The following is a 25,196-nucleotide window of genomic DNA, read 5'->3' on the forward strand; positions in this document are numbered from 1 at the left end:
CTACCCCTCCCAAACTCCTAAACCCTTACCCTCTTAAACGGTAAAAAGCGGCCGCTCGCTCATCAGGGCGTTGACTTGCCGGCGGACCTCCGCGAGGCGCGTATCGTTGTCGTGGTTCATCAGCGTCTGGTCGATCAGGTCCACCACGGTCTCCATGTCGGATTCTTTCAGGCCCCGGGTCGTCACGGCGGCCGAACCGATGCGCATGCCCGACGTCACGAAAGGCGACTTGTCGTCGAAGGGCACCATGTTCTTGTTGATGGTGATGTCGGCCTTGATCAGCGTATTCTCGGCCAGCTTGCCCGTCAGGCCCTTCGAGCGAAGGTCAATGAGCATTAGGTGGTTGTCGGTACCGCCCGAAATGATCTGGTAGCCGCGGGCTACGAAGGCCTGGGCCAGCGCCTGGGCGTTCTTCACGACCTGGCGGGTGTACTCGCCGTAGCTGTCGGTCAGCGCCTCGCCGAAGGCCACGGCCTTGGCCCCGATGACGTGCTCCAGCGGGCCACCCTGCGTGCCGGGGAACACGGCCCCGTCGAGCACCGACGACATGGAGCGGATTTCGCCTTTCGGCGTTTTCAGGCCCATGGGGTTGTCGAAGTCCTGGCCCAGCATGATCAGGCCGCCGCGCGGGCCGCGCAGGGTTTTGTGCGTAGTCGTCGTCACGATGTGGCAGTGCGCAAACGGCGAGTTCAGCAGGCCCTTGGCGATGAGGCCGGAGGGGTGCGAGATGTCGGCCAGCAGCAGGGCGCCCACTTCGTCGGCGGCTTCGCGCAGGGCCTGGTAGTCCCAGTCGCGGGAGTAGGCCGAGGCGCCGCAGATGATGAGCTTGGGCTGCTCGCGGCGGGCGGTTTCCTTCACCTTCTGCCAGTCGATGAGGCCGGTTTCGGGCTCCACGCCGTAGAACGAGGGCTGGTAGAGCTTGCCGGAGAAGTTCACCGGCGAGCCGTGCGTGAGGTGGCCGCCGTGCGAGAGGTCGAAGCCGAGGATTTTGTCGCCGGGCTTCAGGATGCCGAGCATCACGGCCGCGTTGGCCTGGGCGCCGGAGTGCGGCTGCACGTTGGCCCACTGCACGCCGAAGAGCTCTTTTACGCGGTCGATGGCCAGCTGCTCGATCTGGTCGACGATTTCGCAGCCGCCGTAGTAGCGCTTGCCGGGCAGGCCCTCGGCGTATTTGTTGGTCAGGATGGAGCCCTGCGCCTGCATCACCTGCTCCGACACGAAGTTCTCGGAGGCAATGAGTTCCAGGCCGTGCGTCTGCCGTTCCCGCTCCTGGCGGATCAGGTCAAACACAGCGGTATCGGGGGCGAGGGTACGGGTCGTGGTTTCCATGCTTCAAAGGTAGGCAGCCAGCAACGAGCAACGAACACTTGCGCGTCGGCAATTGAGCCGGGCCGCCCCGGCGGGCCCCCACCATTCCCGTTGCTTTGCTCATTGTCCGTACCTTTTGGCCTAACCGTAAGCCCGCCCGCGCCGTTATGACGCCGGACCCGCCGCCCGCCGGTTCAGCTTCGGCTGCTTTTTGGCAATGATCAGGTTCATTGCTCAGTGCTAATTGATCATTTCTGACGCTCCGTGAGCAACTTCCTGTCGGAACAACTGGCCCGTCTGCGCACCGGCAACCTCACGCCGCTCACCGATTTCTACGGGCAGCAACGCGACGTATTTGCCCGCTGGGCCCGGCGGCAGTTTGCCACCACGCCCGAACAGGCCCACGCCGTGCTGCGGGAGCAATTGCTGGCCTTCTACGACGAAGCCAACGACGGCCGGCTGAGCCGCTGGCCCACCGATCTGCGCGGCCACCTCTACGGCGCCGCCCGGCAGGTGCTGACGGCGGCCGCCACCAACTCGGCCCGGCCCGTGGAAGCCTCGCTGCCCGAGCCCGAAGCCGACCGCCGGCAGTTGGTGCTGCGTACGCTGGGGCAGCTGCCCGCCGACAGCCAGCTGGTGCTCCACCAGTTCTTTTTCCGCGGCTCCAACTTCGAGACGCTGGCCGGCAAGCTCGGCTACCCCAACGCCGCCGTGGCCCGCCGCCAGAAGTCGGAATCCTTGCGCAAGCTGTACGAGGCCCTGAACCGGGCCGGCGCGGGCGGCACCACCGAGCTGCTGGCGCACCTGCCCGAAGTAGAGCGCGCCGCCGATGGCCTGCTGAGCCCGGCCGAGCAGGACGAGTTCGACGCGCAGCTGCTCGTCGACGGGGAGCTGCGGCAGGCCTGCCTGGCCTACGAGCAGTACGCCGCCGACCTGCGCTGGGCCGCGGGCCGCGAAAACCTGCGCCTGCGCCTGGAGTCGCTGGACCGACGCGTGGCCCAGCGCACGGCGGCGCAGCAGCGCATCCGGCGGCGGCAACAGCGGCTGCGCTTGCGCCTGGGCCTCGTGGGGGCCGGGATGCTGGCCCTGCTCATCCTGGCTGTGGTGCTGCTGTGGCCGCGCCGCGCCGCGCCCGAGCGCAGCTGGCACGACTATGACGTGGCCGAGCCCGGCCTGACCGCGGCCCAAACCGAAGGACGCCCGCTGCTGGCCCAGAGCATGAACCTGTACCGCCAGGGCAGCTACCCGGCGGCGCTGCACTCGCTGCGCCGCCTGCCGGCCACGGCCGTAGGGCGGGATACGTTCCTGTATTACAACGGCATCTTGCTGCTGCGCCAGGAGCAACCGCAGTACGCCGAAAGCTACTTTGAGCGCGTCAGCGCGCTGCCGGGTTCGGCCCTGGCCGGCCGGGCCCGCTACTACCTAGGCCTAAGCTACTGGCAGCAGCAAAAGCTGCCGCAGGCCCGCGCCACGCTGCAGCAGGTGGCCCGGGAAGCCCGCAACCCGCACCGCGCCAAAGCCCAGCAAGCCCTGCAAGAGGGCGGCCTCGAGTAAGTCCGGCGACGCGGCTGCGGCCTGTTACAACGCAATAAACCCGTCCGAAGCGGCAGATGCCTCGGACGGGTTTCCCTTCAACCAACCAAGATTCAGTTGTCGGTTGGCCGTGGGGGGGTTGGCAGTGAAAGCAGACTGGCAGCGCCCGACGGACAACCGATAACTCCGTTTACTTCCGCACCACGCGCTGCTGGTAGCGTTGGCCGTCCACCGAGGCGGTGAGCAGGTAGTTGCCGGCGGGGCACTGCGGCGCCACGCGCAACCGAGCGGGGCCAGCCATTACCTCTTGCTGCTGCGTCCAGACCACGCGGCCCAGCGCATCGGTCAGGGTCAGGACGGCGTTGCCGGTGCCCGGGGCTATCAGTTCCACCTCGAAGCTTTGATCGAAGGCCGTGGGGTAGGCGGCCAGGGCCGGGCGGCTATCGAAGCTCACCGTCCGCGGGCCGTAAAGGTTCTCTTTGCCGTCTTGGTCCTGCTGGCGCAGGCGGTAGTAGCGCAGGCCCTGCTTGCCGGCTTCCGCGTCGACGAAGCGGTAGTGGCGGGCCGTGGTGGAATTGGGGGCCTGGCTGGCCACGAAGCCCAACTGCCGGAATGTACGCCCGTCGGTGGACACTTCCACGGCAAAGCCGCGGTTGTTTTGCTCGGTGGCGGTAGTCCAGGTCAGCACGGCGGTTTGCTGCTGGCGCAGAGCGCGGAAGGCCGTCAGGCCCACGGGCAGCACCACGTTCTGCTCGCCCAGGGTCCAGCGCGAAAACCCATCCACGCCGCTGAGCACGGCGAAGCCCGGGCCGCTGCTGCTCACGCCCTTGTACTGCCAGGTGTTGCCGTTGTCAATCGACTTGAAGAAGCGCAGGTCCGCCGCGGCCAGCCCGTTTTGCTCGCTGCTCAGGTAGTCAAAGCGCATGTCCACGTCCAGGCCCGCGTTGACGGGCGCCGTGATGTCGAAGTAGCGCTTGATGGCGGGCGTGCCGTTGATGGTGGCAGCCGTGCCGGTCACGCGCTGCACCACCGTCAGGCCGGGCAGCAGCGAGCCGGCGGCGGGCGTGAGCGTCAGGCCCACGTTGCCGAAGATTTCGGGTACGCCGGCGCGGGGCGTGCGGCGGGCCTCCACCCGGCCCAGTACGTAGCTGGCGGCCGTTTCCGTGAGCAGCGCGTCGGCGTTCAGGCGAATTTTGTTGCTGGGACCGGTGTCGAGCACGCCGCCGTTCATCACCAGGTTGTTGGCCAGCGTCAGGTCGTCGGTAAGCGTTTTGACGCCCGCGCCGCGCACTTCCAGGTTGTAGTACAGGCCGCCGCTGACGGTCTGCGGGCCGTTGCCGGTGAGCAATACGCCGCCGGTGGTGCAGCTGAACACGCCGTAGTTGTGCATGTTGCCCTTTACTTCCAGGTTGCCCAGGGTCTGAGCGAAGGCGCCGGAATTGGTGAAGTCGCCGTTGACGACGATGTCGCCGCCGGTGTGGTTCAGCGTGCCCTGAATGGTGAGGTTGCCCACGACCACCGTCTGCCCGCTCTGGATGCTCATCACTTGTCCGGGCGCCACGGTGTAGCTGTTGAGCACCGTTTGGGCCTGCGACACCAGCGAGTTTACACCGTCGGTACCGTTGTTGGTCACACCCGATACGCTGTTGGCCGTCAGCTCGCTGCGGCCGCCGGTGAGTAGCAAGGCTTGGAAAGCCTGGGTGCTGGGCTGCGAGAGGCTGATGTTGCGCACCACGTTGTTTTCCACCACATTGGCCGCGGCGCCGGTGGCCGTGCCGCAGCTCACCACGATGCCCGTAAAGTCCTGCGAGCCGGCGTTGATCCAAGCCGTACCACCAGCCAGCGGAGCCGTACCGCCGATGTAGTTGCCGCTTACCGTGTTGTTGTTCGATTCCGTGCCCGACAAAAAGCTGATGGCGGTCTGGGCCGAGGTCGGCGTGGTGCCCAACGAATAATAGAAGCTGTTGTCGCGGATGATCCACCCGTCGCCGTTGCCGCTGCCCACTTTCACCCCGCACTGCGCGTAGTTCACCAGCTCGTTGCTGATCAGGGCCACCCGGTCGTTGGCGCCGCCGCTGGCGCGCGGAGCGGCGTATACGAGGTTGGCGGGCAGCTGACCAGCCGCCGCATTGCCCAGATAGTTGCCCATCAGCAGGTTGTCATCGTTGCCGGAGGTCGGGCCGCTGCCGATTTCTACTACCCCGCCCGCCAGCGTGGCGTTGCTGCCCAGCAGGCGGGCATCCCGAATGGTGATGTGCTGCGCGTCGCCGGCCAGGATTACGGTGGGCTGGGAGGTGGCCAGCTGCTGCACCGTCAGGCGGCGGGCCGCGCTGCCGTTGTTGCCGCTGAGCGTTACGTAGCGGGCGCCGCCCCCAAAAATGAGGGTGCCGCTGATGACCACGTTCGTGGCGCCCGGCTCCGGCTTGATGGTCAGGGTGTTGGTGGCCGTACCGATCTGCTGGATAACCACGTTTTCCTCAAACACGCTGCCATTGATGAGCTGCAGCTCGTAGGAGTTGTTCAAATTGACCGGCACACTGCTCAGGGCATCGTTCAGGGTGGCGTAAGTGCCGCCGGGGCCCACCCGGTACACAACGGGCGTCTGGGCCTGGGCGCGCTGAATCAGCAGCAGGGTAAGCGCCGAGAGCAGCAGCAGCCACATGGCGACGGATGCCTGCCGCCTGGTAACGACGGCGTTGGTGCTGGTAGCGGCGGGGGAAGAAGAAGGTAAAGGTTGTTTCATGACTCAGTCGGAAAGGCAGAGGCTAGGTTCAGCAGAGGCAAGGGGGTGGCCGCCAACTGCCAGAAAGCAGCTGAAAGCGGCTGGCTCAGCACCGGTGAGTGGCGCAGAGCAAGTCGAACTAACTCGAAAAGAAGGGGGAGAAGTAGTTATGCCACCATAAGCAGACATCAAAAAAGTAACATCACGCTACTGTCATAACCATATGACAGCGAATGTCACTAACCAAATATAGATGACCGTTTTTACATTTCTAAGAACACCCCTCTATTATTTTATGATTATTGTATTATGGTCGTTCAATACAGCTACGCTGTAATATTTAACTTGCTTGTAATCATAAATCTAAAATCAAAACGGAGTTTCTATGCAAACTGGATAAATATAGCATTACTGCATGAAAGCTCCTCCGTAGCGCAACTGAATAACCATATCACTATTTAAACATTTCCGCCGCCTATTATTGCACATGCACCCTTCATCGATCAAGTTTTACACCCAAAAAACTGGCTTGAGTACCAATTCTGCAATCCGCAACGGACTTGCGGTTAGCCTCGACGGGCAATGGGATACTCCGGCTCTGTGTTCCTCTGCATAGTCAGCTCCCAAGTATCCAGATTTAACGCTGACAGGTGGCTAAGCTCCGGGTTGTGGCGATACACGCACCCGGTATCCAAGTCCACGGCACCGCTGCGCTTCTCTACCTGCCGGCGCAGGTGTTCCGTAGCTCGGGGGCTGTGGCCGTGCAGCAAACGCTTGCCTTGCAGGCGCGAGGCATCAAAAGTGAAGTCCTTGATGTTGAGCATGGAGTGCCGGTCGCGCCGCATCTTCTCGGGTGGCAGGCGAAAATCGAAGCCGGCGTGCACGAGCACGAAATCGGGCAGCTCCAGCGTCAGGGGCAGGGCTTCAATCCAGCGCAGGTAGGGCTCGGGAATGTCTTGCGGGCGCGTCACGCCGAAGCTGCGTAGCGTCATGTCCCCATCGGCCGAGGCGGCCCAGGCAGCCAGCGGCCGTTGGCCGCGGGCCGCTTCGAGCAGTTCCAGGTCGTGGTTGCCGAGCAAGCAGGGCACCTGGTAGCCGTCGGTCTGCAGCTGCAGCAGGTAATCGAGTACCCCGCGGCTGTCGGGGCCTTTGTTGACGTAGTCGCCGAGGACGTAGAGCGTGTCGGTGCGCGTCAGGCGCAGGCGTTCTTCTACCAGGTGGCGAAACGTGTGCAGGCAGCCGTGCAGGTCGGAGGTGGCGTAGCGGGCCATGATGCGAAGTAGGGTCGGGAATAAAAAAGCACTGCCGGGTGAGGGCAGTGCTGGAATTTACGCGCTACGGGGCGGGGGCTAGTGCCCGCCGCCGTAGCTGGGCTTGTCGATGTCGGGTTTGTTGAGGTTGCGGTTGGGGTGGCGCTGGCCCGCGTCCTGGGCCTCCTGCTCCAGCCGGTCCTCGGTTTGGTCGTCGCGGTCGTTTACCGGCAGCTGGCCGGCAGCTTTGGGCTGTTCAGCGTCGCTCGGGCCGCCTTTGTTTTCCTTGGATTGCTGGTTGGTGCTATTGCTTTTGTAGGGCATGGCAGTGGTGTTTTGGGTGATAATAGAAGTTGCCAGGCGCTTCCGGTGGGGCTAGAAGCCTTTGGCAATACCCGATTCCTGGGCATCGGGGTCGGTGAGGTCGGCATTGGTATCGGGCCGGGCATCGGACGCCTTCGAGTTGTAGTCGATGGCAGCGCCGGTGCTGCGGCCTTCGCGGGCGCGGGCCAGGCCCGAATCGGAATCAGCATCGTCTTCGTCGTCGCTGTCCTCGTCGTCGCCGAGGCTGTTGCGCCGGTCCACGGCGTCGAAGTCATCGGCGTCCGAGAGGTCTTCGCCGGCGTTGCGGGCGCGGCGCGAGTCGCCGTCCACTTCACTCATGGCGTCGGGCAAGCGGCGCGGGTCGAGCACGTCGGGCGTGGGCATGTCCTCGTTGGGCACCACGGGCCGGCCTTCGTCGTCGCCGCGGATGTTGTCGGCCGGGTGGCCCGGCTTGTCGGCGTCTTCGTTGACGGACACGGCCGAGATACCGTCGGAAGAGTCGGTGCCGAAGCCCTGCTTCCCGTCACGGTTGCCGAAGCCCCCGCGAGCATCCTCGTTTTTGGGCGGATCAGCCCCCGGAATGATGTGACCGGCTTGCAGCTCTTCGTCGGTGGTATCGTTGGGAATTTCCCGAATGGGGCGGTTTTTAGGGTCGATGGCCATGATGCTTGGCGGGTGTGGTGAGGAAGGTGCGGGTTTTGAAAAGGTGTACTGCGGCAGACGGATTTGGGTTGCCGAATCCGGCCGGCGGCGTATGTTGGGGCGCTTTTGACGCTTTGCCCTGCTTTATGGAAGCCTACCAGCCGGTCAGCCTTATTCACGACCTCGGCAGCTTGCGGCAACAGCTGGCAGCCGGCGCACAGCTTAAGTACCTGCTGTTCTGGGGCCATACGCCCGCGCCCAGGGCCCAGGGCATTGGCAAGGAGTGCCTGAGCCAGTGGTACCCGGCCCCGTTTGAGATAGAAGGCACGCGATACGCCACGGCCGAGCACTGGATGATGGCCGAAAAAGCCCGCCTGTTCGGCGACGAGCCGCGGCGGCAGGCCATCCTCGCCACCACGCACCCCGACCAAGCCAAAAAGCAGGGCCGACAGGTGCAGGGCTTCGAAGCGGAGGCATGGGAGGCCGCGCGCTTCGGCATCGTGGTGCGGGGCAACGTGGCCAAGTTTGGGCAGCACCCGGCCCTGCGCGACTTTCTGCTGGCTTCGGCGGAGCGGGTGTTGGTGGAAGCCAGCCCCGTCGACGCCCTCTGGGGCATCGGCCTGGCCCCAAACGACGCCCGCGCCCTGAACCCGGCGGCCTGGCGCGGGTTAAACCTGCTGGGCTTTGCCTTGATGGAAGCCCGCACCTGGCTGCGCCGCCAGCCGTAAACTGCTTTTCCTACCTTCCCGCCTATGTGGACCGAACACGACAACGCCCTGCGCTGCACCTACCGTTTCAAGGATTTTCAGACGGCCTTCAGCTTCATGACCGACGTGGCCGAGGAGGCCGAGTACCAGGACCACCACCCCTGGTGGGCCAATGAGTACAACACCGTGGAGTTTCGGCTGCGCACCCACGACGCGGGCAACACCGTAACCCCGCGCGACCATAAGCTGGCCGAAGCCATCGACAGGCTGGCCGCGGAGTACGACGGGCAGGTGGTAACGGCCTAACCCCCGTTCCCGAATGGCGGCGCGGCCCGTTCAACCTTTGGTCGCCCGCTGCCGTCTACCTTTGCCTGCTCACGTACGCCTATGCAGCCCAACGCCCCGGAACCCGCCGCTTTAACCATCGTGCCCACGCCCATCGGCAACCTGGAGGACATCACGCTGCGAGCCATCCGCGTGCTGGGCGAGGTGGACGTGGTGCTGGCCGAAGACACCCGCACCAGCGGCCGCCTGCTGCAGCACCTGGGCCTCAAAAAGCCCATGCTCAGCTACCACCTGCACAACGAGCACCAGACGGTGCAGCGCGTGCTCGAGCGGCTGGAAAAGGGCGAGCGGATGGCGCTGGTGTCGGATGCGGGCACGCCGGGAATCTCCGACCCGGGCTTTTTGTTGGTGCGCGAGTGCCTGGCTAAGGGTCTGAAGGTGGAATGCCTGCCGGGTGCCACGGCTTTCGTGCCGGCCCTGCTGAAGTCGGGCTTCGGAGCGGAGCGGTTTACCTTCGAGGGCTTCCTGCCGGTGAAAAAAGGCCGGCAGACCCGCCTGCGCGAGCTGGCCGCCGAAACCCGCACCATGATTTTCTACGAGTCGCCGCACCGCATCGTCAAGACGCTGGAGCAGCTCGCGGAGGTGCTGGGCCCGGAGCGGCCGGCGTCAGTCAGCCGCGAATTGACCAAACTATTTGAAGAAACGGTGACCGATTCCCTGGCCGCGCTGGCCAAGGAGTTTGGGAGCCGCTCGACCATTAAAGGAGAAATTGTCATTGTCGTTCAAGGACTTCGCGAATAAGCCCTGGGTGCTGGTCCTGCTCGGACCGGTGCTGCTCTGGGCAGGCTGGCCGGTGCATCCGGCCCCCACGCCCCTACTCCTGCTGGTAGGCCTGGTGCCGCTGCTGCGGCTGGCGCAGGTGTTGCGCCGGCAGGGCGCCAGCGGCGGCCGCTTCTGGCGCTGGACCTACCTGTTCCTGCTCCTGTGGAACGTGCTGACCACCTACTGGGTGGCCTACAGCACCCTGGGCGGCGGCATCGCGGCCAACGTGCTCAACGCGGCCCTGCAAAGCCTGCCGGTGTTGGCCTTCTGGCACACGCGCCGCCTCGCCGGCCCGGCCGTCGGCTACCTCTCGTTCGTGGTGTACTGGCTGGCCTTCGAGCAGCTGCACCTGACCTGGGACCTATCCTGGCCCTGGCTGACGCTCGGCAACGGCTTTGCGGCCGTGCCGGGCTGGGTGCAGTGGTACGAGTACACCGGGCAGCTCGGCGGTTCGCTGTGGGTGCTGCTGGCCAACTTGGCCGTATTCCGGGCCGTGTTCGGGACAACTGCCGCGGAGCGGGTAAGCCTGCCCGCGCAGCACGCCTTCGTGGTGGAGCGCCCCGCGCCCCGGCCGGCGCTCCGCTGGCTACCGGCGGTCCTAGCGGTGGCTTTGCCGCTGCTGCTTTCCTATGCCATCGGTAGCCGCTGGCAGGAGAAGGGGCCGGCGGCCGAAGTGGTGGTGGTGCAGCCCAACATCGACCCCTTCGAGGAAAAGTTTGAGGGCGGTGCGCGGTACATTTCGCCCGAGCAGCAGCGCGAGCGGATGGTCAGCCTGACGGAGCAAACCGTTACGCCGCAGACCAAGCTGGTGCTCTGGCCCGAGACGTCGCTGGAAGAGTACCACTGGGAAAACCACTTGGAAACCCACTCCGACGTGGTGCGCGTGCGGCAGCTGCTGGCAGCGCATCCGGGGCTGAGGCTCGTGTCGGGCATGACGTCCATTGGCACGTACCCGGGCAAGGAACAGGCCTCGGAAACGGCCCGTTACCGCGACGACGTGGGTTACTACGACGTATACAACGCCGCCCTGCACGTGGACGGCGCCAACGGTCCGCTGCAGGTGTACCACAAGTCGAAGCTGGTGCCGGGCGTGGAAAAGGTGCCGGGCTGGCTGAACTCGGCCCTGGGCACCATTAACCTCGGCGGCGTGGTGGGCTCCTACGGCTCGCAGCAAACCCGCACGGTCTTCCGCTCCGCCTCGGCCGCTACCGACAGCAGCCTGCGCGTGGCGCCGGTCATCTGCTACGAGTCGGTGTACTCGGATTACGTGGGCGAGTACGTGCGCCGCGGCGCCACGCTCATCGGCATCATCACCAACGACGGCTGGTGGTCGGACTCGCCCGGCTACCGGCAGCACCTGCTCTACGGCCGCCTGCGCGCCATCGAAACCCGCCGCGACATTGCCCGCGCCGCCAACACCGGCGTGTCGGCCTTCGTGAACCAGCGCGGCGACATCGTGCAGCAGCTAGGCTGGTGGGTGCCCGGCGCCTCCCGCTACGTGGTGCACCTGAACGACGAACTGACCTTCTTCGTGCGCCACGGCGAGCTGCTGGGCCACGCCGTGCAGGTGCTGGCCGTGCTGCTGCTGGGCTTTGCGCTGGTGCGGCGGTTTGTTAAATGAAGTTTCCTTCTGCCATCCTGAGCCAGGCGAAGGTCCTTGGCTTGGCTCAGGCTGACAATACCCTACTTTCATGATTGATCTTACCCAACTCAGCCACCAGGTAGCCGAGGTAGCCCGCCGGGCCGGCCAGTTTATCCGCCAGGAAGCCGCCGGCTTCGACCGCGCCCGCATCGAGCACAAGGGCCTGCACGACATGGTGTCGTACGTCGACCAGGAATCCGAGCGCATCGTGGTGGCGGGGCTGCGGGAGCTGTTGCCCCAGGCCGGCTTCATCACGGAGGAAGGCACGGCCGGCGCGCCCAACCGCGCCGAGGAGTTCACCTGGATCATCGACCCGCTCGACGGCACCACCAATTTCATCCACGGCCTGCCGGTGTACTCCGTCAGCATCGCCCTCATGCAGGACGCGGAGCTGGTCATCGGCGTGGTGTACGAAATCAACCAGGACGAGCTGTTCCGGGCCGTGCGCGGCGGCGGCGCCTTCGCCAACGAGCGGCCCATCCGGGTATCAGACGCCCCGACGCTCAGCAAGTCGCTGGTGGCCACGGGCTTTCCTTACAGCAACTTCAGCCGCATCGACCCCTACCTGGGCATGCTGAAGGAGTTTATGCGCGAAACCAACGGCGTGCGCCGCGTCGGCTCGGCCGCCATCGATCTGGCTTGGGTGGCCGCCGGCCGCTTCGAGGCGTTCTTCGAGTTCAATATCAACTCCTACGACGTGGCGGCGGGCATTTTGCTGGTGCGCGAGGCCGGCGGCCACGTCACGCAGTTCCTGGAAGATGGCGACCCGGTGTTCAACCGCGAAATCGTGGCCAGCAACGGCCACGTGCACGCCGAGATGCAGCAGATCATCGGACAGTTCTGGAAGTAAAACCTGCTCCAGCGCCTGGCTGACGAGTGAAGACGCCGGTGTTCAAGCAAAAAGCCCGTTTCAGTCGCTGAAACGGGCTTTTGCGTAGTTACGTGACCGAAGCGCTGCGTCGGCGTCACCCGGTGATTATTGCAGCGTGACGTTGTCGATGACCTTGGTGGCGTTGTTGGTCACCGTCACGCCGGTGACCGTGGCTTCGCGGTAGGCCGCCTGGCCCGTGGGTGCGGTACCGGTGGGGAAGTACTTTACGGTGTAGGTGCCAGCCGGCAGGCTCAGCAGCTGGTAGGCGCCCCCGGCATCAGCCATGGTGCTGAAGGTGTCGGGGCGGGGCGTGATGGACGTGCGGATGGCCAGCACCTGGGGCAGCGCCGCTGCCGGCGACACGGTGCCGCGGATGGCGCCGTTCAGGTCCTGGGCCACCACCCGGATAACGGGCTTGAGCAGGTACCGCTCGTTGGGGTTGTTCCCGTTGCCGCGCTCCACAATGGACTTGGCTACGTCGAAATCAAGCAGCAGCTGGTAGGTCTCACGAGCGGCCAGGTTCACGTTCTGCAGCTTGAGCTTCACGCCGGAGGTCTGCCCGCTGGGCGTTTTCAGCGCGAACTGCTGCCCGCCGCGCGTCACCACCGAGTTGTTCGGGCCGAGCACCAGCCGGATTTCCTGCAGGTCGCCGGGCTCGAAGTCCGTGTCCACCAGCAGGGCGGAGCGGCCGTTCACGTACTCCAGCACGTTGATGTTCTGGGCCGTGAAGGGGAGCACCGACCAGCCGTCGGGGTCGTTTTCGGGCTTGGTGTGCACCTCAATGCGCTGCACGTCCAGGTTGACGCGCTGGAAGTCGCCGGGGGCATCGGTGAGGCGGATCTGCAGCTTGGCGTCACCGGATTTGTCGTCGTCGTTGCCGCAGCTACCCAGGCTCAGCAGGGCGCCCAGGGCCAGGGCCGAGGTCAGAAAGGTGAAAGTCGTTTTCATCGGCGGAGGAAAAGTTCTTAGTCAGAAAGTGCAATACTCAATTAACCCCAGTGGTTAATTAATCGGCTTCTGACAATAAATATACCATTTACCGCGAAGCCGATGCAGGGTCCGTAACGCAGCTGCCGGCCGAATGGATACACCCCCAACATAAAAACGCCCACCTGGCTACCAAGTGGGCGTTTTTTATCATTTAAGCGCTGATTCGTGAGGCCAGTTAACTCCGTGCCGACGGCGGGTCAGCAAAGCCGGCTTCTCACGAGCCGTCGACACTACCTGTTGCCGCCGGCTTTGGCGGTATCCGCCGGAACCGGGTCGGGCGCCGGGGCGGCCGGCTGGGGAGCGGGCTTCTTGGGCTTGCCGAACAGGTTGCCGAGGCCTTCCTTGGCCTTCTGCTTGAGCTTAGCTTCGGCCTCCAGGCGCTTTTTCTCCACTTCCTGCTGGGCCTTGGCCTCCAGCTCCTGGCGGCGGCGGTCCAGCTCTTTACGGGCGCTGTCCTGGGCTACCTGGGCCTTGGCGGCCATTTTCAGTTTGGCGTCGTCCACCTTGCTTTGCACCACGCTGGTCACCAAGCTTTTGGCCAGGTCCTTGGCCTGGGCCTTGGTGCCGGCTGTGCTCAGGCGCACGTCGGGGTTGGTGATGGAGCCCCCGATTTTCAGGCCCATGGTCACGCGCTCCGTGCCCTTAATGTCCTGTACACCGGTCAGCTGGGTCAGCTTGGCGTTCAGCGCGTTGCCGATTTTGCCGGAGGGCACGTCCAGCGCCATGATGTACTCCAGGTTGCCGCCCACGTTCGAGGAGCCGCCCACCGTGGCCTTGATCTGGCCAATGGTGAAATCGAAAGGCTTCACGATAAAGTTGCCGTTGAGCATCTCGGCGGCCACGTCCTTGTTGTTGATGGCGAAGTTTTTCAGCTCCTGCAGCTGGGTGAGGTTGCTGATCTTGCTCATTACCGGCGAGGCGCCCACGGCCGCGCGCACCACCTCAAACAGGCCCTTGCCCGTCAGCGTGCTGTACACCGGCATCATGTCCTGGCCCATTTCGCCGCTTACCGAGAAGTTGGTGCCGAAGATGCCTTCCACCTGCTGGGCCAGCGGCAGCAACTTTTTCACTGAGGGAAAGGTCGCGAAGGCGTTCTGGAAGTTCAGGTTCTTGATGTTCAGCCCGAGGTTGAACTTGGGGTGCTGCAGGTCGCGGGAGCTGTAGCTGCCGGTGGTGGCAAACTGCCCGCCGAGCGAGTTGAACGTGAGCCCGTTTAGATTCACGGCCTCGTCGCGCACGGCCACGGTGCCCCTCAGGTTGTCCAGCTTCAGGTTGTCGTAGATGACCTGGTCGGCGTTGGCGTTCAGCGTCAGTTCGAAGAATTTCGGAATCTGCAGCACGCCGTCGGCCGTAGCGGTAGCCGGGGCCTGGGTGGCCTTCTTGGCGCCGGCCGAAGCCTGGCCGTCGGGCTCCACCATCCACTCGTTCACGTTGAAGCGCTTCGAATTCACCGTCAGGTTGCCGCGCAGCGGCTGGCCGGGCGTGAACAGGTAGCCCATGTAGTTGGTGATGGTGCCCGAGGCCGCCACGTCCGACGAGCCCACGAAGCCCGTCATGTTCTGCAGGTTGATGCTGGCGTTGTTGAACGTGGCCGTGGCCTGCGTTACCCGCACGCCCTGCGGCAGGTCGGCGCTTTTGTAGGTCACGTTCTGGGCCTGCACCGTACCCGAGGCCACGATGTTCTGGTAGCGCTCCGCCTCGATATCGGCCATGCTCCCCTTGGCGGCGATGTTACCGCTGAGGCGGCCGGTCACCGTCATGCCTTCCAGCGGGAAGATCTTGGTCATCTTGGTCAGGTCGATGACGCCCTTCACGTTCGCGTCGAAGATGGGCTTGTCGATATTCTGGGCGGCCAGGCGACCTTCCAGCGGCTCGCCGTCGAGCAGCATCCGAAATTGCGGAATGTCGATGCGCGTGTCGTTCACCTGCCCGGTCGTGTTGACCACGGTGCCGCTGAGCGTCAGGTTCTCGATGGGTGCCGGGAAGGCCTTGGCTTTTACGTAGCCGTTGGTGAGGCGCAGCGCCGCGCGGGTCACCGGCATCTGGGTTTTGGAGTAGGTGCCCTTGGCCGTGGCGTCCACCGCCAGCAGGCCACGCAGCAGCATATCCGGCACCGGATACACCTTGGTCATTTCGGCCAGGTTCACGTTGGCCTTCACGCGGCCGTCCACCTTCATGGGCGCCAGCCCGTCGATGCGCACGTTGCCGTCGATGGGGTTCTTGCCCAAGTCGAGGTGAAACTTCTTCACATCCACCTGCACGTTGTTGGTAAAGCCCGAGGGGTTGTCCACCTTCATGTCCACGTTGATGTTGCGGGCGGCCTGCGGCAGGTCGGGGTAATGAAACATGCCGTTCGTCACTACCAGGTTCACCCCGTAGCCGGGCATCTTCACGTCGTTCTGTACGCCCTTGAAGTAGCCGTCGAAGGCCACCTTGCCCGCGGTTTCGATGTTCTGGAAGTCCTTCGTAAACACGCCCGGCACCAGGCTCAGGATGTTCTTGAAGTCGGTTTCCAGCGCTTTGAAGGTCAGGTCGTAGGTGATGTCGGTTTCGTTGGGCAGCCCGATCTGGCCCTGGAAGCTGAACGAGAAGTCGTTTAGCCGTACCTGGTTGTCCTTGAAGGTGAAGTTCATCTTGGCCAGGTCCATGCCCATGGTTACGTCGGCCGTCAGCTTCTTTTGGTCGACGTAGGTTGTCCCGTCGTACACCATCGTCAGCGCCTCGGCGGTGGTTTGCGACTCCATGTCGAACACGTCCGCCTCGAAGTCGCCCGAGCCCGCGTGGTTCACTCCGCGCAGCTCCAGGCCGAAGGGCATGGTCAGGTCCTCGTAACGGATGTGCCCGTTGTCGATTTTCCAGCCTTTGATGGCAATGCTGGGCGAGGCCGTCGTGTCCACGCCTTTTTCGGCCAGGGCCGAGTCCGGAATGACGATGTCCCAGTTGGCGCGGCCGCTCTTGAGCACCCGGGCGTGGATGGCGGGCCGCTCCAGGCTTACCGAGTTGATCTTGATTTCAGTGCCCCGAATGACACTCATCAGGTCCAAGCCTACGTCGAGGCGCGGCAGGTAGGCCAGCGTGTCGCGGGCAAACGAGTCGCGGCCAATTACGCGCAGCTCTTCGATGCTCAGATCCAGGTCCGGAAACGTGCGCAGCAGGCTAACGCTCACGTTTTCGGGTTGGTACTCCACCCGCGCCGAAAGCTTTTGGGCGAGTTGCTTGTCGAGGGCGGCCTTGAGCTTGTCCTTGAACAGTACCGGCGCCAGCGCAACGGCGGCCACGAGCACGACCAGGAAAATCAGCAGGCCCAAAAAAAATTTCCGCATGGTTAAGGAGTTGGCAACTAGCGCACAACGCCAATAGGCGCTGTTTTCAGTAGTTGAGGTGGCCACTTAAAGAGGAGCGAATTTGCAATTTTAGTTCCGCCACCCAGCAGCCGCGCACCAAACGCGGGTTTCCGGCCGTTAGTACCCCCACCTATGCGCGCCCCTTCTTTGCCGACGTTTTTGCCCGGCCGGCGGCCCCGGCCCGCCGCGGCGTGCGCCGGCGCGGCGGCCGCACTGCTGAGCCTGCTGGGGCCTACGGCCTGGGCGCAGGACGTATTTTACTCCCAGCCCTACGCCACGCGGCTGCACCTGAACCCGGCCTTCACCGGCCTGCTCGACGACTACAGCGTCACGCTGGCTTACCGCAACCAGTACCCCACGCTCATCGGCACGCTGCAGTCCAGCCAGCTCGCCGCCGATTACCGCTTCCTCGATCAGCGCAGTGCCGTGGGCTTGCTCATCAACGCCGACCGCGGCGGCGGCCTCGACCTGACGCGCTTCGAGGGCGGCTTCACCTACGCCTACCGCGCCAAGCTGTCCAAGGATCTGTACGTCAGCGCCGGAGCTCACGCCGCGTATGGCTCACAACGCATCAGCTACGGCAACCTGGTGTTCGGCGACCAGTTCGACGCCAACGGCCAGCAGACCGGCTCGTCGGCCGAGTTGGTGCCGCAGGTGTACGAGCCCGTTCGCTACCTCACCCTGGGCGTGGGCGGGCTGCTGTACACCGACCGCGCCTGGGGCGGGGCCGCCGTTTCGCACCTGAACCAGCCCGTGGTGGGCCGCGCCGACGACGCCACGCTGCCGTTTCGGCTGGCGCTGCACGGCGGCTACAAATACTATTTCCTGAAAACGACCGTTAAGAGACAGTACCGCGAGGTAAGCCTTTCTCCCACCGTGGCTTACACGTACCAGGGCGGCTCCGACCGCACCGAAATCGGCCTGTACGGTACCACGACCCCCTTGACCGCCGGCCTGCTCTGGCGGGGTGCCACGCCCGGCCCGGGCAAGACGCAGCAAAGCCTCGTAGCCCTGCTCGGCGTCGCCTGGAACGGTTTCCGGTTCGCCTACAGTTACGACGTGAGTCTCAACCGGTTCAGCCGCGAAACCGGCGGCGCCCACGAGCTGACATTGTGTTTACAGAAGATTGACTTGCTCGAAGCCGCGAACCGCCGTCTGCGGCGCAAAAATTACGCGGCGCCCCCTTGTCCGACCTTTTGAAACTTCGTAACATTGCGTTCAGTTTGCCATTCTCAAGCCTTTTCCGCTCAAGGAGTTCCACGTAAACAAGTATGAATTTTTCCAAGTACCTGCTATTCGCCGGCGTTGGCGCCTGCGCCCTGTCGGCCTGCAAAAGCGGTCCGCCCTCGGCTCAAAAGCCCGGTAAGTACTCGTCCACTACGGGCATTGAGTACAACACCGAAGAAGGCATGAAGGTGGCTGACTACCAAGGCATCCCGGAAGGCCCGGGCCTGGTCTTCATTGAAGGCGGCCGGACCGTGCTGGGCTCGGGCGAAGAGGACGTGGCCATGACCCACGACAACCTCGAGCGCACCGTGACCGTGGCCTCGTTCTACATGGACGAAGCCGAAGTGGCCAACATCCACTGGCTGGAGTACCTGCACTACGTGCGCAAAGACTCGTCGGAGGAGTTCTACCAGTCGGCTCTGCCCGACACGACGGTATGGGCCCGCGACCTGTCGTTCAACGACCCCTACGTCGATTACTACCTGCGTTACCCCGGCTTCCGCTTCTTCCCCGTGGTAGGCGTAAGCTGGCTGCAGGCCAACGACTTCTGCACCTGGCGTACCTCCAAGGTGAACGAAAACCTGGCGGGCCAGTCGGATGCCAGCAGCGAGCCAAAGAAGTCCAAGAAAAAGAAGAAAGGCGGCGACGACGCGGCTGATGGCGCCGATGCCGGCGCTGAAGGCACGACCGACGGCGAAGGCAAAACCCGAATCTCCATCGAGAACGGCAACACCCTGCCGAACTACCGCCTGCCTACCGAAGCGGAATGGGAGTACGCTGCCCAGGCGATGATCGGCACCCAGGAAGTGGGCAACGAAAACCAGGAAAACAAGCGCGTATACCCCTGGGACGGCCGTCAGGTGCGTAACAGCTACGGTAAGAAGATGGGCCAGTTCATGGCTAACTTCAAGCGTGGCCGCGGTGACTACGCCGGTATTGCCGGTTCGCTGAACGACGGCGCCATGATTACCGAATACGTGTACGCTTACCCCCCGAACGATTACGGCCTCTACAACATGGCCGGCAACGTGAACGAGTGGGTGCAGGACGTATACCGCCCGCTCTCGTTTGAAGACATGGAAGACCTGAACCCCTTCCGTCGCAACGGCGTGCTGGACGAAGAAACCAAGTACGACAAGAAAGGCTACCAGTCGCTGATCGACGACAAGGTGCGCGTGTACAAAGGCGGTTCGTGGAAAGACGTAGCGTACTGGCTGTCGCCCGGCACGCGTCGCTTCATGGCCCAGGATTCGGCTACGGCCTCCATCGGCTTCCGCTGCGCCATGATTAACCCCGGCTCGAACAAGTAAGCCAACAGGGGTAGCCCCATCATCTGAACGGCCCGGACTTTCGCAGTCCGGGCCGTTTTGTTTTTCGGGGTTATCGTTCCTAATGCTCGGCGCAGGCGATGGTGGCCACGCTTACGGTACCTGCGCCGGCATCGAGCAAGGTGAGGGCGCAGGCTTCGAGGGTAGCACCGGTGGTCAGCACATCATCGACTACCAATACGTGCTTGCCGCGGATGGCTTCGGGCTGCGCTACTTCGAATACGTCGGCCACGTTCTGCCACCGCTCGGCCCGGCTCTTGCGCGTCTGCGAGACGGTGAAGCTGTTGCGGCGCAGCACCTCAGCCGACCACGGCACCTGTAGGCTGGCCGCGAGGCCCTCGGCAAAAGTGTCGGACTGGTTGTAGCCACGCTTGGCCAGCTTACGCCGGTGCAGCGGCACGGGTACAATCAGGTCGACGTCAGCGCCCAGACCGCTGCTGGCCAACTCCTGCCCGTACATCTGGCCCAGCGCCGTTCCTACTTCGCGCTGCCCCTGGTACTTGAGCTGGTGCAGTAGGTGCTGCACGCGCCCCCGGCGCAGAAAGCGCAGGTAGCTCAATACGTACTGCATGGGCACACGCCCCCAGAAGCGGCGTGCCAGCGGGTTTTCGGCCGGGGAGAGGCGGTGGTAGTCGGTGTAGGGCAGTTGCGTGCGACAGGCGGTGCACAAGTGCGTTTCACCACGGGCCAATGACTGCTGGCAGGCCAGGCAGGTGCGCGGAAAAATGAGCGCGACGAAATCGGATAGGGCAGAGGTAAGCATCGGGCGTTCAGAATCGGGGAGAACCAAACGCAATAGGTGTGCAGAAGGCAGCTTGGGGAAAGCGGCGGCGAAGCGGAGAATTGCCGGTTAATATAAACCTTTGCGCCGCTAATTTCCTTTTGCAAGACCGCGCCGCTTGGCCGTCAACTTACCCTTTCACCCCTCACCACCTCACCGGATGAGCCTCGTCACCGAATTCAACGACTACCGCTCGCGCATGAACGAAAAGATCATGGCGGCGGATAATAAGGTAATCAAGCGCTTTTTCAACCTCGATACGAACACCTACCAGGCCGGCGCCCTGGACGTGAAGACCAAGGAAATCGTGGGCCTGGCCTGCTCCATGGTGCTGCGCTGCGACGACTGCATCAAGTACCACCTGGGCAAGTGCCACGAGGAAGGGCTGACCGACGCGGAGGTGTACGAGGTCTTCGCCATTGCCAACCTGATCGGCGGCAGCATTGTGATTCCGCACTTCCGCCGCGCCGTGGAGTACTGGGAAGCTCTCAAGGCGGAGTCGGCCACGCCGGCGCCGCCCCACGCCGAACACGCCGCCGAGTAAGCCATGCTCGACCCGCAGGAAACCGAGGCCCAGTTTGAGCACCGCTGGTGGCTGCTAATGACCGAGCTGAAACAGCGCTTCGGCAAGAAGCCGGACCTGAACGCGCTGCTGCTGCTCATTGGGGTGCAGGAGCTGGGGCAGGGCCTCGGCCCGTTCTCGAAGGAGCAGAAGCAGGATTTGATGCACATCGCCACCTGCCGCCTGTTCAGCATTTCGGGCTACTACGAGCTGGAGCGCGTGGATGAGGACGGCTGGCCGCACTACCGCCTGCTGCAGCCCGTGCCCTTTGCCACGCTCAAGGAGCAGGAGCGCATGCTCAAGTGGCACATCCTTGAATACTTCGCAGAGCAGGAAAATTTAAATGGCTAAATGGTTGAATGAGTGGCCGTTCGGACAGCTCGTTGCACGGCCAGCCATTCAACCATTCAACCATTTGACCATTCAGAAAAGTTGAAAATCATCAGCTACAACGTCAACGGGCTGCGCTCGGCACTGAGCAAGGGCCTGCTCGACTGGGTACAGCAGGCCGATCCGGACGTGCTCTGCCTGCAGGAAATCAAGGCCGGGCGCGAGGCGCTGGACGTGGCCGGCTTCGAGGCCCTGGGCTACCACTGCTACCTGTACCCGGCACAGAAACCCGGCTACAGCGGCGTGGCCATTTTTACCAAGCAGGTGCCCAAGGCCGTGACGATGGGCTGCGGCCACGAGCCCTACGACCACGAGGGACGCGTGCTGCGGGTGGATTTCGCGGAAGTATCGGTGCTGAACGTGTACATGCCTTCGGGTACCAGCGGCGAGGAGCGGCAGGCCTTCAAGCTGGAGTGGCTGCAGTGGTTTTCGCAGTACATCCTGGCCCTGCGCCAGGGGGTGCCGCCGCTCATCATCTGCGGCGACTTCAACTGCTGCCCCACGCCCATCGACCTGCACAACCCCAAGGCCAACCAGAACAGCCCCGGCTACACGCCGGCCGAGCGCGCCTGGTTTGCCGAGTTTCTAGCCCACGGCTTCACTGACTCGTTCCGCCACCACCACGGCGACGCGCCCCACCACTACTCTTGGTGGAGCTACCGGGCGGGTTCGCGCCAGCGCAACGTGGGCTGGCGCCTGGATTACCTGCTGGCCGACAACCGCCTGCAACCCCGTCTGGCCGCCGCCGGTCTTTTGCCCGACGCGGTGCATTCCGACCACTGCCCGGCTTTTGTGGAGCTGGCGTAGCCTGACCCTTGGCGGGTGGGCGTGCCGGCAAAGCACGCTGTCATCTTGCCGGTGCAGGCTGCGGTTTTGGTAGCGCGCTGACTCGACAGCAGATGCCACTTTTCCGGGCCGGTAGTGGTTAGAAGCACAGCGGCTTCGCGACGCGCTGCCCGGGCGGCGCGTTTCGCCGTATCTTTCTCCGTTTCGTCTGTGTGAGGTCCGATATGCCGGCTACCCAATCTGTTCCTTCTGCCTCTGCTGCTTCCACCGCCACCTGGCAACGGGTACGGCAGCACCTGGAGGCGTTTAAGCGCAAGTTTTACCTCAGCCTGCTGGTGCGCGGCGGCCTGGTGGCCGGCGGCCTGCTGCTGACGCTGTTCGTCGTCTTCAACCTGCTCGAATACTTCCTGTACCTGCCCACCTGGGTGCGGGGCGGACTGCTGTTCGGCTTTCTGGGGCTCACGGCCTGGGCCTTCGTGCGCTGGATCTGGCAGCCGCTGGCGGCCCTGACCAACCTGCGTCGGCTGCTTTCCGATGAGCAGGCGGCCCAGCAGGTGGGCAAGCTCTACCCGGAGGTGCAGGACAAGCTGCTCAACGCCCTGCAGCTGCAGGGCCAGGCCCGCGACAACGCCCTGATTGCAGCCAGCCTGGAGCAGCGCGCCGGGCAGCTCTCGGGGCTGGAGTTTGCCGAACGCATCCGCATCAAGGACGACACCCGGCCGCTGTGGAAGTACGCGGCCATCCCGGCCCTGGTGGCCGGTGGCCTGCTGCTGGTGTGGCCCAGCCTGTTCGTGCAGGGCACCGAGCGCATCTTCCACTACCGCCGCGCCTACGCCAAGCCGATGCCCTTCCGCTTCGTGCTGGCGGATAAAAGCAAGGGGCTGCAGACCTTCAAGAACGAGGATTTCAAGCTGGAGGTGGAAGTGGAGGGCGACGCCCTGCCCAACGAGGTGACGGTGCTCTACGACGGCCGCGAGCGGCGCCTGACCAAGGTGGCCCCCGGCCGCTTCAGCTTCACTTTCCAGCAGCCGCAGCGCAGCACCGCGTTTCAGCTGGCCGCCGCCGGCTTCACCTCCGAAGACTACCAGCTGCGCGTGCTGGAGCGTCCCAACCTGCGCGACTTCACGGTGCGCGCCGAGTACCCGGCTTACCTGCGCCGCGCCGCCGAAAACCTGAGCAACGACGGTAACCTGACCGTGCCCGAAGGTACCCGCCTGACCTGGCAGTTCAACACCGCCGCCACCGAGCAGGTGAAGCTGGAATTCCGCGACCCCAACGAAACCGTCGCGGCGCAGGCCGCCGACGACGACCGGTTTACCGTCACGCGCCAGGTATTGCGCAGCCAGCCCTACCGCGTGGATTTGCGCAACGCCATCAGCCCCAACCGGGACCCCATCGAGTATCAGCTCACCGTGGTGCCCGACCAAGCGCCCAGCATCACCCTCGAAGCCTTTGCTGACACGGCCACGCGCCGCTACCTGGCCCTGGCCGGCACCCTGCGCGATGATTATGGCCTCTCGCGCCTAGCCCTGCATTACCGCGTGGGCACGGCCCAGCGGCCCGGCGCCTGGCGCTCGGCGCCCATTGCCCTGGCCCATAACGGCCCGGCTCAGACGTACACCCACCAGTGGGACTTGGCCTCGCTGCGCCTCAAGGCCGGCGACCAGCTTGAGTACGCCGTGGAAGTATGGGACAACGACGGCCTGCACGGCCCGAAGTCGGCCCGCACCCGACCCATTACGTACCGCCTGCCCAGCCGCGCCCAGATGCGCGAACAGCTCAACGCCGACGCGCAATCCATGCAGACGCGCATGACCAGCGCCCAGGAGCAGAGCAAGAAGCTGCAGCGGGAGCTGGCCAAGGCCCAGGAAAAGCTCAAGACCAAGCGGGAGCTGAGCTACTCCGACCGCAAGGAAATGCAGCAGATGCTGGAGCAGAAGCAGCAAATGGACCAGCAGCTGGAGCAGATGAAGCGCATGTTCGATCAGCTGCAGCAGAAGCAGGAGCAGATGGACCCGCGCAGCCAGCAGCTGGCCGAAAAGGCCAAAGAGCTGCAGAAGCTGATGGATTCCATGATGGACGAGAAGACCAAGAAGCTGTACGAGGAGCTGCAGAAGCTGCTGCAACAGCAGAAGGCGCCGGAGTCGGAAATCCAGAAGCTGCTCGAGAAGCTGGAGAACAAAGAGGAGACGCTGGAGAAGGAGCTGGAGCGCGCCATGGACCTGTTCAAGCAATTGCAGCTGGAGCAGAAGATGGAAAGCACCACCGAGCAGCTGGAGAAGCTGGCCGAGCAGGAGCAGAAGCTGGCCGAGCAGACCGAAAAGGCCGCGGAGAAGCCCGCCGAGCAGCGCCGCCAGGAAAACGAGCAGCTCAAGCAGCAGCAGCAGGATGCCCAGAAGGCCTTTGAGGAGGTGAAGAAGGAGCTGCAGGAGCTGCAGAAGATGGACCAGCAGCTCGACAACCAGAACAACCTGGACCCCATGCAGCAGCAGCAGCAGGAAACGGACCAGCAGATGCAGGAAAGCCAGGAGCAGCTAGGCAAAAACCAGAACCAGAAAGCCAGCCAGAACCAGAAGGAGGCTGCCCAGAACATGAAGGAGATGGCGCAGAAGATGCGCCAGCAGATGGAGGAGGAAGAGTCCGATCAGCAGCAGGAAAACATCGACCACCTGCGCGACATCCTTGAAAACCTACTGAAGCTCTCCTTCGACCAGGAAGGCCTGATGAAGCAGTTCCGGCAGGTCGACCAGTCGGACCCGCGCTTCCTGCAGCTGAGCCAGAACCAGCGTAAGCTCCGCGACGACGCCGTGGTGATTCAGGACTCCCTGTATGCCCTGGCCAAGCGCGTATTCCAACTCCAGAGCTTCGTGACGCGCGAAGTAGGGGAGATGAATGGGCAGATGGACCAGGCCATGCAGCAGCTCTTGCAGCGCAACGTGCCGCGCGCCACCGGCTCCCAGCAGCTGGCCATGACCAGCATGAACAACCTGGCCCTGATGCTCAACGACGCCCTGCAGCAGATGCAGGAACAGCAGCGCCAGGCCCAGCAAAACAAGTCGGGCTCGGGCAAGCCCGGCGGCAAAAAGAAGAAAGGCCAGCAGCAAAGCCCCGGCATGGGCCAGATGGGCAAGCTGCAGCAGCAGCTCAACCAGCAGATTCAGCAGCTGCAGCAGAGCGGCAAGCAGGGCCGGCAGCTGTCGGAGGAGCTGGCCAAGATGGCCGCCCAGCAGCAGATGCTGCGCGAGGCCCTGCAGCAGCTCGAGAAAATGCAGCAGCAGGCCAAGGAAGGCAAGAACGGCAAGGAGAAGGGCGAGCAGGGCATGGGCGGCCTCGGCGAGCTGAAAAAGATGATGGAACAAACCGAGCAGGACCTCGTAAACAAGCGCTTGACGGAGCAAACCGTTTTGCGCCAGCGTCAGATCCTGAGCCGCCTCCTGGAAGCCGAAAAATCGGCACGGGAACGGGACCTCGACAACAAGCGCGAAGCCGAGACGGCCAAGACAGTGCCCCCCGGTTTTCCGCCTGCTTTTGAGAAATATCGGGAACAGCGTAACCGCCAAACGGAGTTGCTACGTACGGTACCGCCGGCCCTCACTCCGTATTACCAACGGGAGGTGAGCGAGTATTTTCAGAAAATGAAATAGCGCTGCCTATTTTTACGCCCCGTTGCCCTTCCCCCACT

General features: G+C 63.9%; 20 protein-coding genes. 12 read left to right on the forward strand and 8 right to left on the reverse strand.

Annotation, left to right across the window (positions count from 1 at the left end; translation table 11 throughout):
* Positions 1–33: 33 nt before the first annotated feature.
* Positions 34–1,329, reverse strand: coding sequence for a serine hydroxymethyltransferase (gene glyA / locus ACYVKQ_RS03675; protein WP_460575727.1), 1,296 nt, complete (start codon positions 1,327–1,329; stop codon positions 34–36).
* 243 nt (positions 1,330–1,572) lie between these two features.
* Here glyA and ACYVKQ_RS03680 point away from each other — a divergent pair, with 243 nt between their 5' ends.
* Entirely contained in the window at positions 1,573–2,862 is a 1,290-nt protein-coding gene (locus ACYVKQ_RS03680; protein ID WP_460575729.1) for a tetratricopeptide repeat protein, read from the forward strand.
* Between the two features lie 169 nt (positions 2,863–3,031).
* On the opposite strand, the gene ACYVKQ_RS03685 is transcribed toward ACYVKQ_RS03680, so the two are convergent.
* The 4 genes from ACYVKQ_RS03685 to ACYVKQ_RS03700 form a co-directional block, all read right to left on the reverse strand.
* Positions 3,032–5,584 carry an autotransporter outer membrane beta-barrel domain-containing protein gene (locus tag ACYVKQ_RS03685; RefSeq protein WP_460575731.1) on the reverse strand — a complete coding sequence of 851 codons (2,553 nt, stop codon included), beginning with the start codon at positions 5,582–5,584 and terminating at the stop codon, positions 3,032–3,034.
* Between the two features lie 545 nt (positions 5,585–6,129).
* The gene (locus ACYVKQ_RS03690; RefSeq protein ID WP_460575733.1) at positions 6,130–6,834 is read right to left on the reverse strand and encodes a metallophosphoesterase family protein; all 705 of its coding nucleotides are present in this window, start codon (positions 6,832–6,834) and stop codon (positions 6,130–6,132) included.
* Positions 6,835–6,912: 78 nt separating this feature from the next.
* A complete protein-coding gene (locus ACYVKQ_RS03695) occupies positions 6,913–7,137 on the reverse strand; it encodes a hypothetical protein (RefSeq protein ID WP_460575735.1) in 225 nt (74 codons plus the stop codon).
* Positions 7,138–7,188: 51 nt separating this feature from the next.
* Positions 7,189–7,800, reverse strand: coding sequence for a hypothetical protein (locus tag ACYVKQ_RS03700; RefSeq protein ID WP_460575737.1), 612 nt, complete (start codon positions 7,798–7,800; stop codon positions 7,189–7,191).
* A 125-nt stretch (positions 7,801–7,925) separates the two neighbouring features.
* Here ACYVKQ_RS03700 and ACYVKQ_RS03705 point away from each other — a divergent pair, with 125 nt between their 5' ends.
* The 5 genes from ACYVKQ_RS03705 (at position 7,926) to ACYVKQ_RS03725 (ending at position 12,085) form a co-directional block, all read left to right on the forward strand.
* A complete protein-coding gene (locus ACYVKQ_RS03705) occupies positions 7,926–8,507 on the forward strand; it encodes an NADAR family protein (RefSeq protein WP_460575738.1) in 582 nt (193 codons plus the stop codon).
* A gap of 24 nt (positions 8,508–8,531) precedes the next feature.
* On the forward strand, positions 8,532–8,792 hold the full coding sequence (locus tag ACYVKQ_RS03710) for a 4a-hydroxytetrahydrobiopterin dehydratase (protein ID WP_460575740.1): 261 nt from the start codon (positions 8,532–8,534) through the stop codon (positions 8,790–8,792).
* Positions 8,793–8,873: 81 nt separating this feature from the next.
* Entirely contained in the window at positions 8,874–9,572 is a 699-nt protein-coding gene (gene rsmI, locus ACYVKQ_RS03715; protein WP_460575742.1) for a 16S rRNA (cytidine(1402)-2'-O)-methyltransferase, read from the forward strand.
* Positions 9,541–11,214 carry an apolipoprotein N-acyltransferase gene (lnt, locus tag ACYVKQ_RS03720; protein WP_460575744.1) on the forward strand — a complete coding sequence of 558 codons (1,674 nt, stop codon included), beginning with the start codon at positions 9,541–9,543 and terminating at the stop codon, positions 11,212–11,214. The genes rsmI and lnt overlap by 32 nt, the downstream gene beginning before the upstream one ends.
* A 70-nt stretch (positions 11,215–11,284) precedes the next feature.
* Positions 11,285–12,085: an inositol monophosphatase family protein gene (locus ACYVKQ_RS03725; RefSeq protein WP_460575746.1), complete on the forward strand. Its 801-nt coding sequence runs from the start codon at positions 11,285–11,287 to the stop codon at positions 12,083–12,085.
* 126 nt (positions 12,086–12,211) lie between these two features.
* Here the strand turns inward: ACYVKQ_RS03725 and ACYVKQ_RS03730 are convergent, their stop codons facing one another.
* Complete coding sequence (locus ACYVKQ_RS03730) at positions 12,212–13,054, reverse strand: DUF4382 domain-containing protein (RefSeq protein WP_460575748.1); 843 nt, start codon at positions 13,052–13,054, stop codon at positions 12,212–12,214.
* Positions 13,055–13,326: 272 nt separating this feature from the next.
* A complete protein-coding gene (locus tag ACYVKQ_RS03735; RefSeq protein WP_460575750.1) occupies positions 13,327–16,419 on the reverse strand; it encodes an AsmA family protein in 3,093 nt (1,030 codons plus the stop codon).
* 153 nt (positions 16,420–16,572) lie between these two features.
* Between ACYVKQ_RS03735 and ACYVKQ_RS03740 the strand changes: the two genes are divergently transcribed.
* The gene (locus tag ACYVKQ_RS03740) at positions 16,573–17,640 is read left to right on the forward strand and encodes a PorP/SprF family type IX secretion system membrane protein (protein WP_460575752.1); all 1,068 of its coding nucleotides are present in this window, start codon (positions 16,573–16,575) and stop codon (positions 17,638–17,640) included.
* A 71-nt stretch (positions 17,641–17,711) separates the two neighbouring features.
* The gene (locus ACYVKQ_RS03745) at positions 17,712–18,977 is read left to right on the forward strand and encodes an SUMF1/EgtB/PvdO family nonheme iron enzyme (protein WP_460575754.1); all 1,266 of its coding nucleotides are present in this window, start codon (positions 17,712–17,714) and stop codon (positions 18,975–18,977) included.
* 79 nt (positions 18,978–19,056) lie between these two features.
* Here ACYVKQ_RS03745 and ACYVKQ_RS03750 read toward each other — a convergent pair whose 3' ends face one another.
* Positions 19,057–19,758 (reverse strand): ComF family protein, encoded by a 702-nt coding sequence (locus tag ACYVKQ_RS03750; RefSeq protein WP_460575757.1) that lies wholly within the window; start codon positions 19,756–19,758, stop codon positions 19,057–19,059.
* 178 nt (positions 19,759–19,936) lie between these two features.
* Here ACYVKQ_RS03750 and ACYVKQ_RS03755 point away from each other — a divergent pair, with 178 nt between their 5' ends.
* The 4 genes from ACYVKQ_RS03755 to ACYVKQ_RS03770 all read left to right on the forward strand — a co-directional run bounded on the left by ACYVKQ_RS03755 (position 19,937) and on the right by ACYVKQ_RS03770 (position 25,158).
* Complete coding sequence (locus ACYVKQ_RS03755; RefSeq protein ID WP_460575758.1) at positions 19,937–20,320, forward strand: carboxymuconolactone decarboxylase family protein; 384 nt, start codon at positions 19,937–19,939, stop codon at positions 20,318–20,320.
* Positions 20,321–20,323: 3 nt separating this feature from the next.
* Positions 20,324–20,689 (forward strand): hypothetical protein, encoded by a 366-nt coding sequence (locus tag ACYVKQ_RS03760; RefSeq protein ID WP_460575760.1) that lies wholly within the window; start codon positions 20,324–20,326, stop codon positions 20,687–20,689.
* Positions 20,690–20,770: 81 nt separating this feature from the next.
* Positions 20,771–21,535 (forward strand): exodeoxyribonuclease III, encoded by a 765-nt coding sequence (locus ACYVKQ_RS03765; RefSeq protein WP_460575762.1) that lies wholly within the window; start codon positions 20,771–20,773, stop codon positions 21,533–21,535.
* Between the two features lie 191 nt (positions 21,536–21,726).
* Positions 21,727–25,158 (forward strand): DUF4175 family protein, encoded by a 3,432-nt coding sequence (locus tag ACYVKQ_RS03770; protein ID WP_460575764.1) that lies wholly within the window; start codon positions 21,727–21,729, stop codon positions 25,156–25,158.
* Positions 25,159–25,196: the final 38 nt, after the last annotated feature.

This window comes from Hymenobacter coalescens (assembly GCF_054783195.1).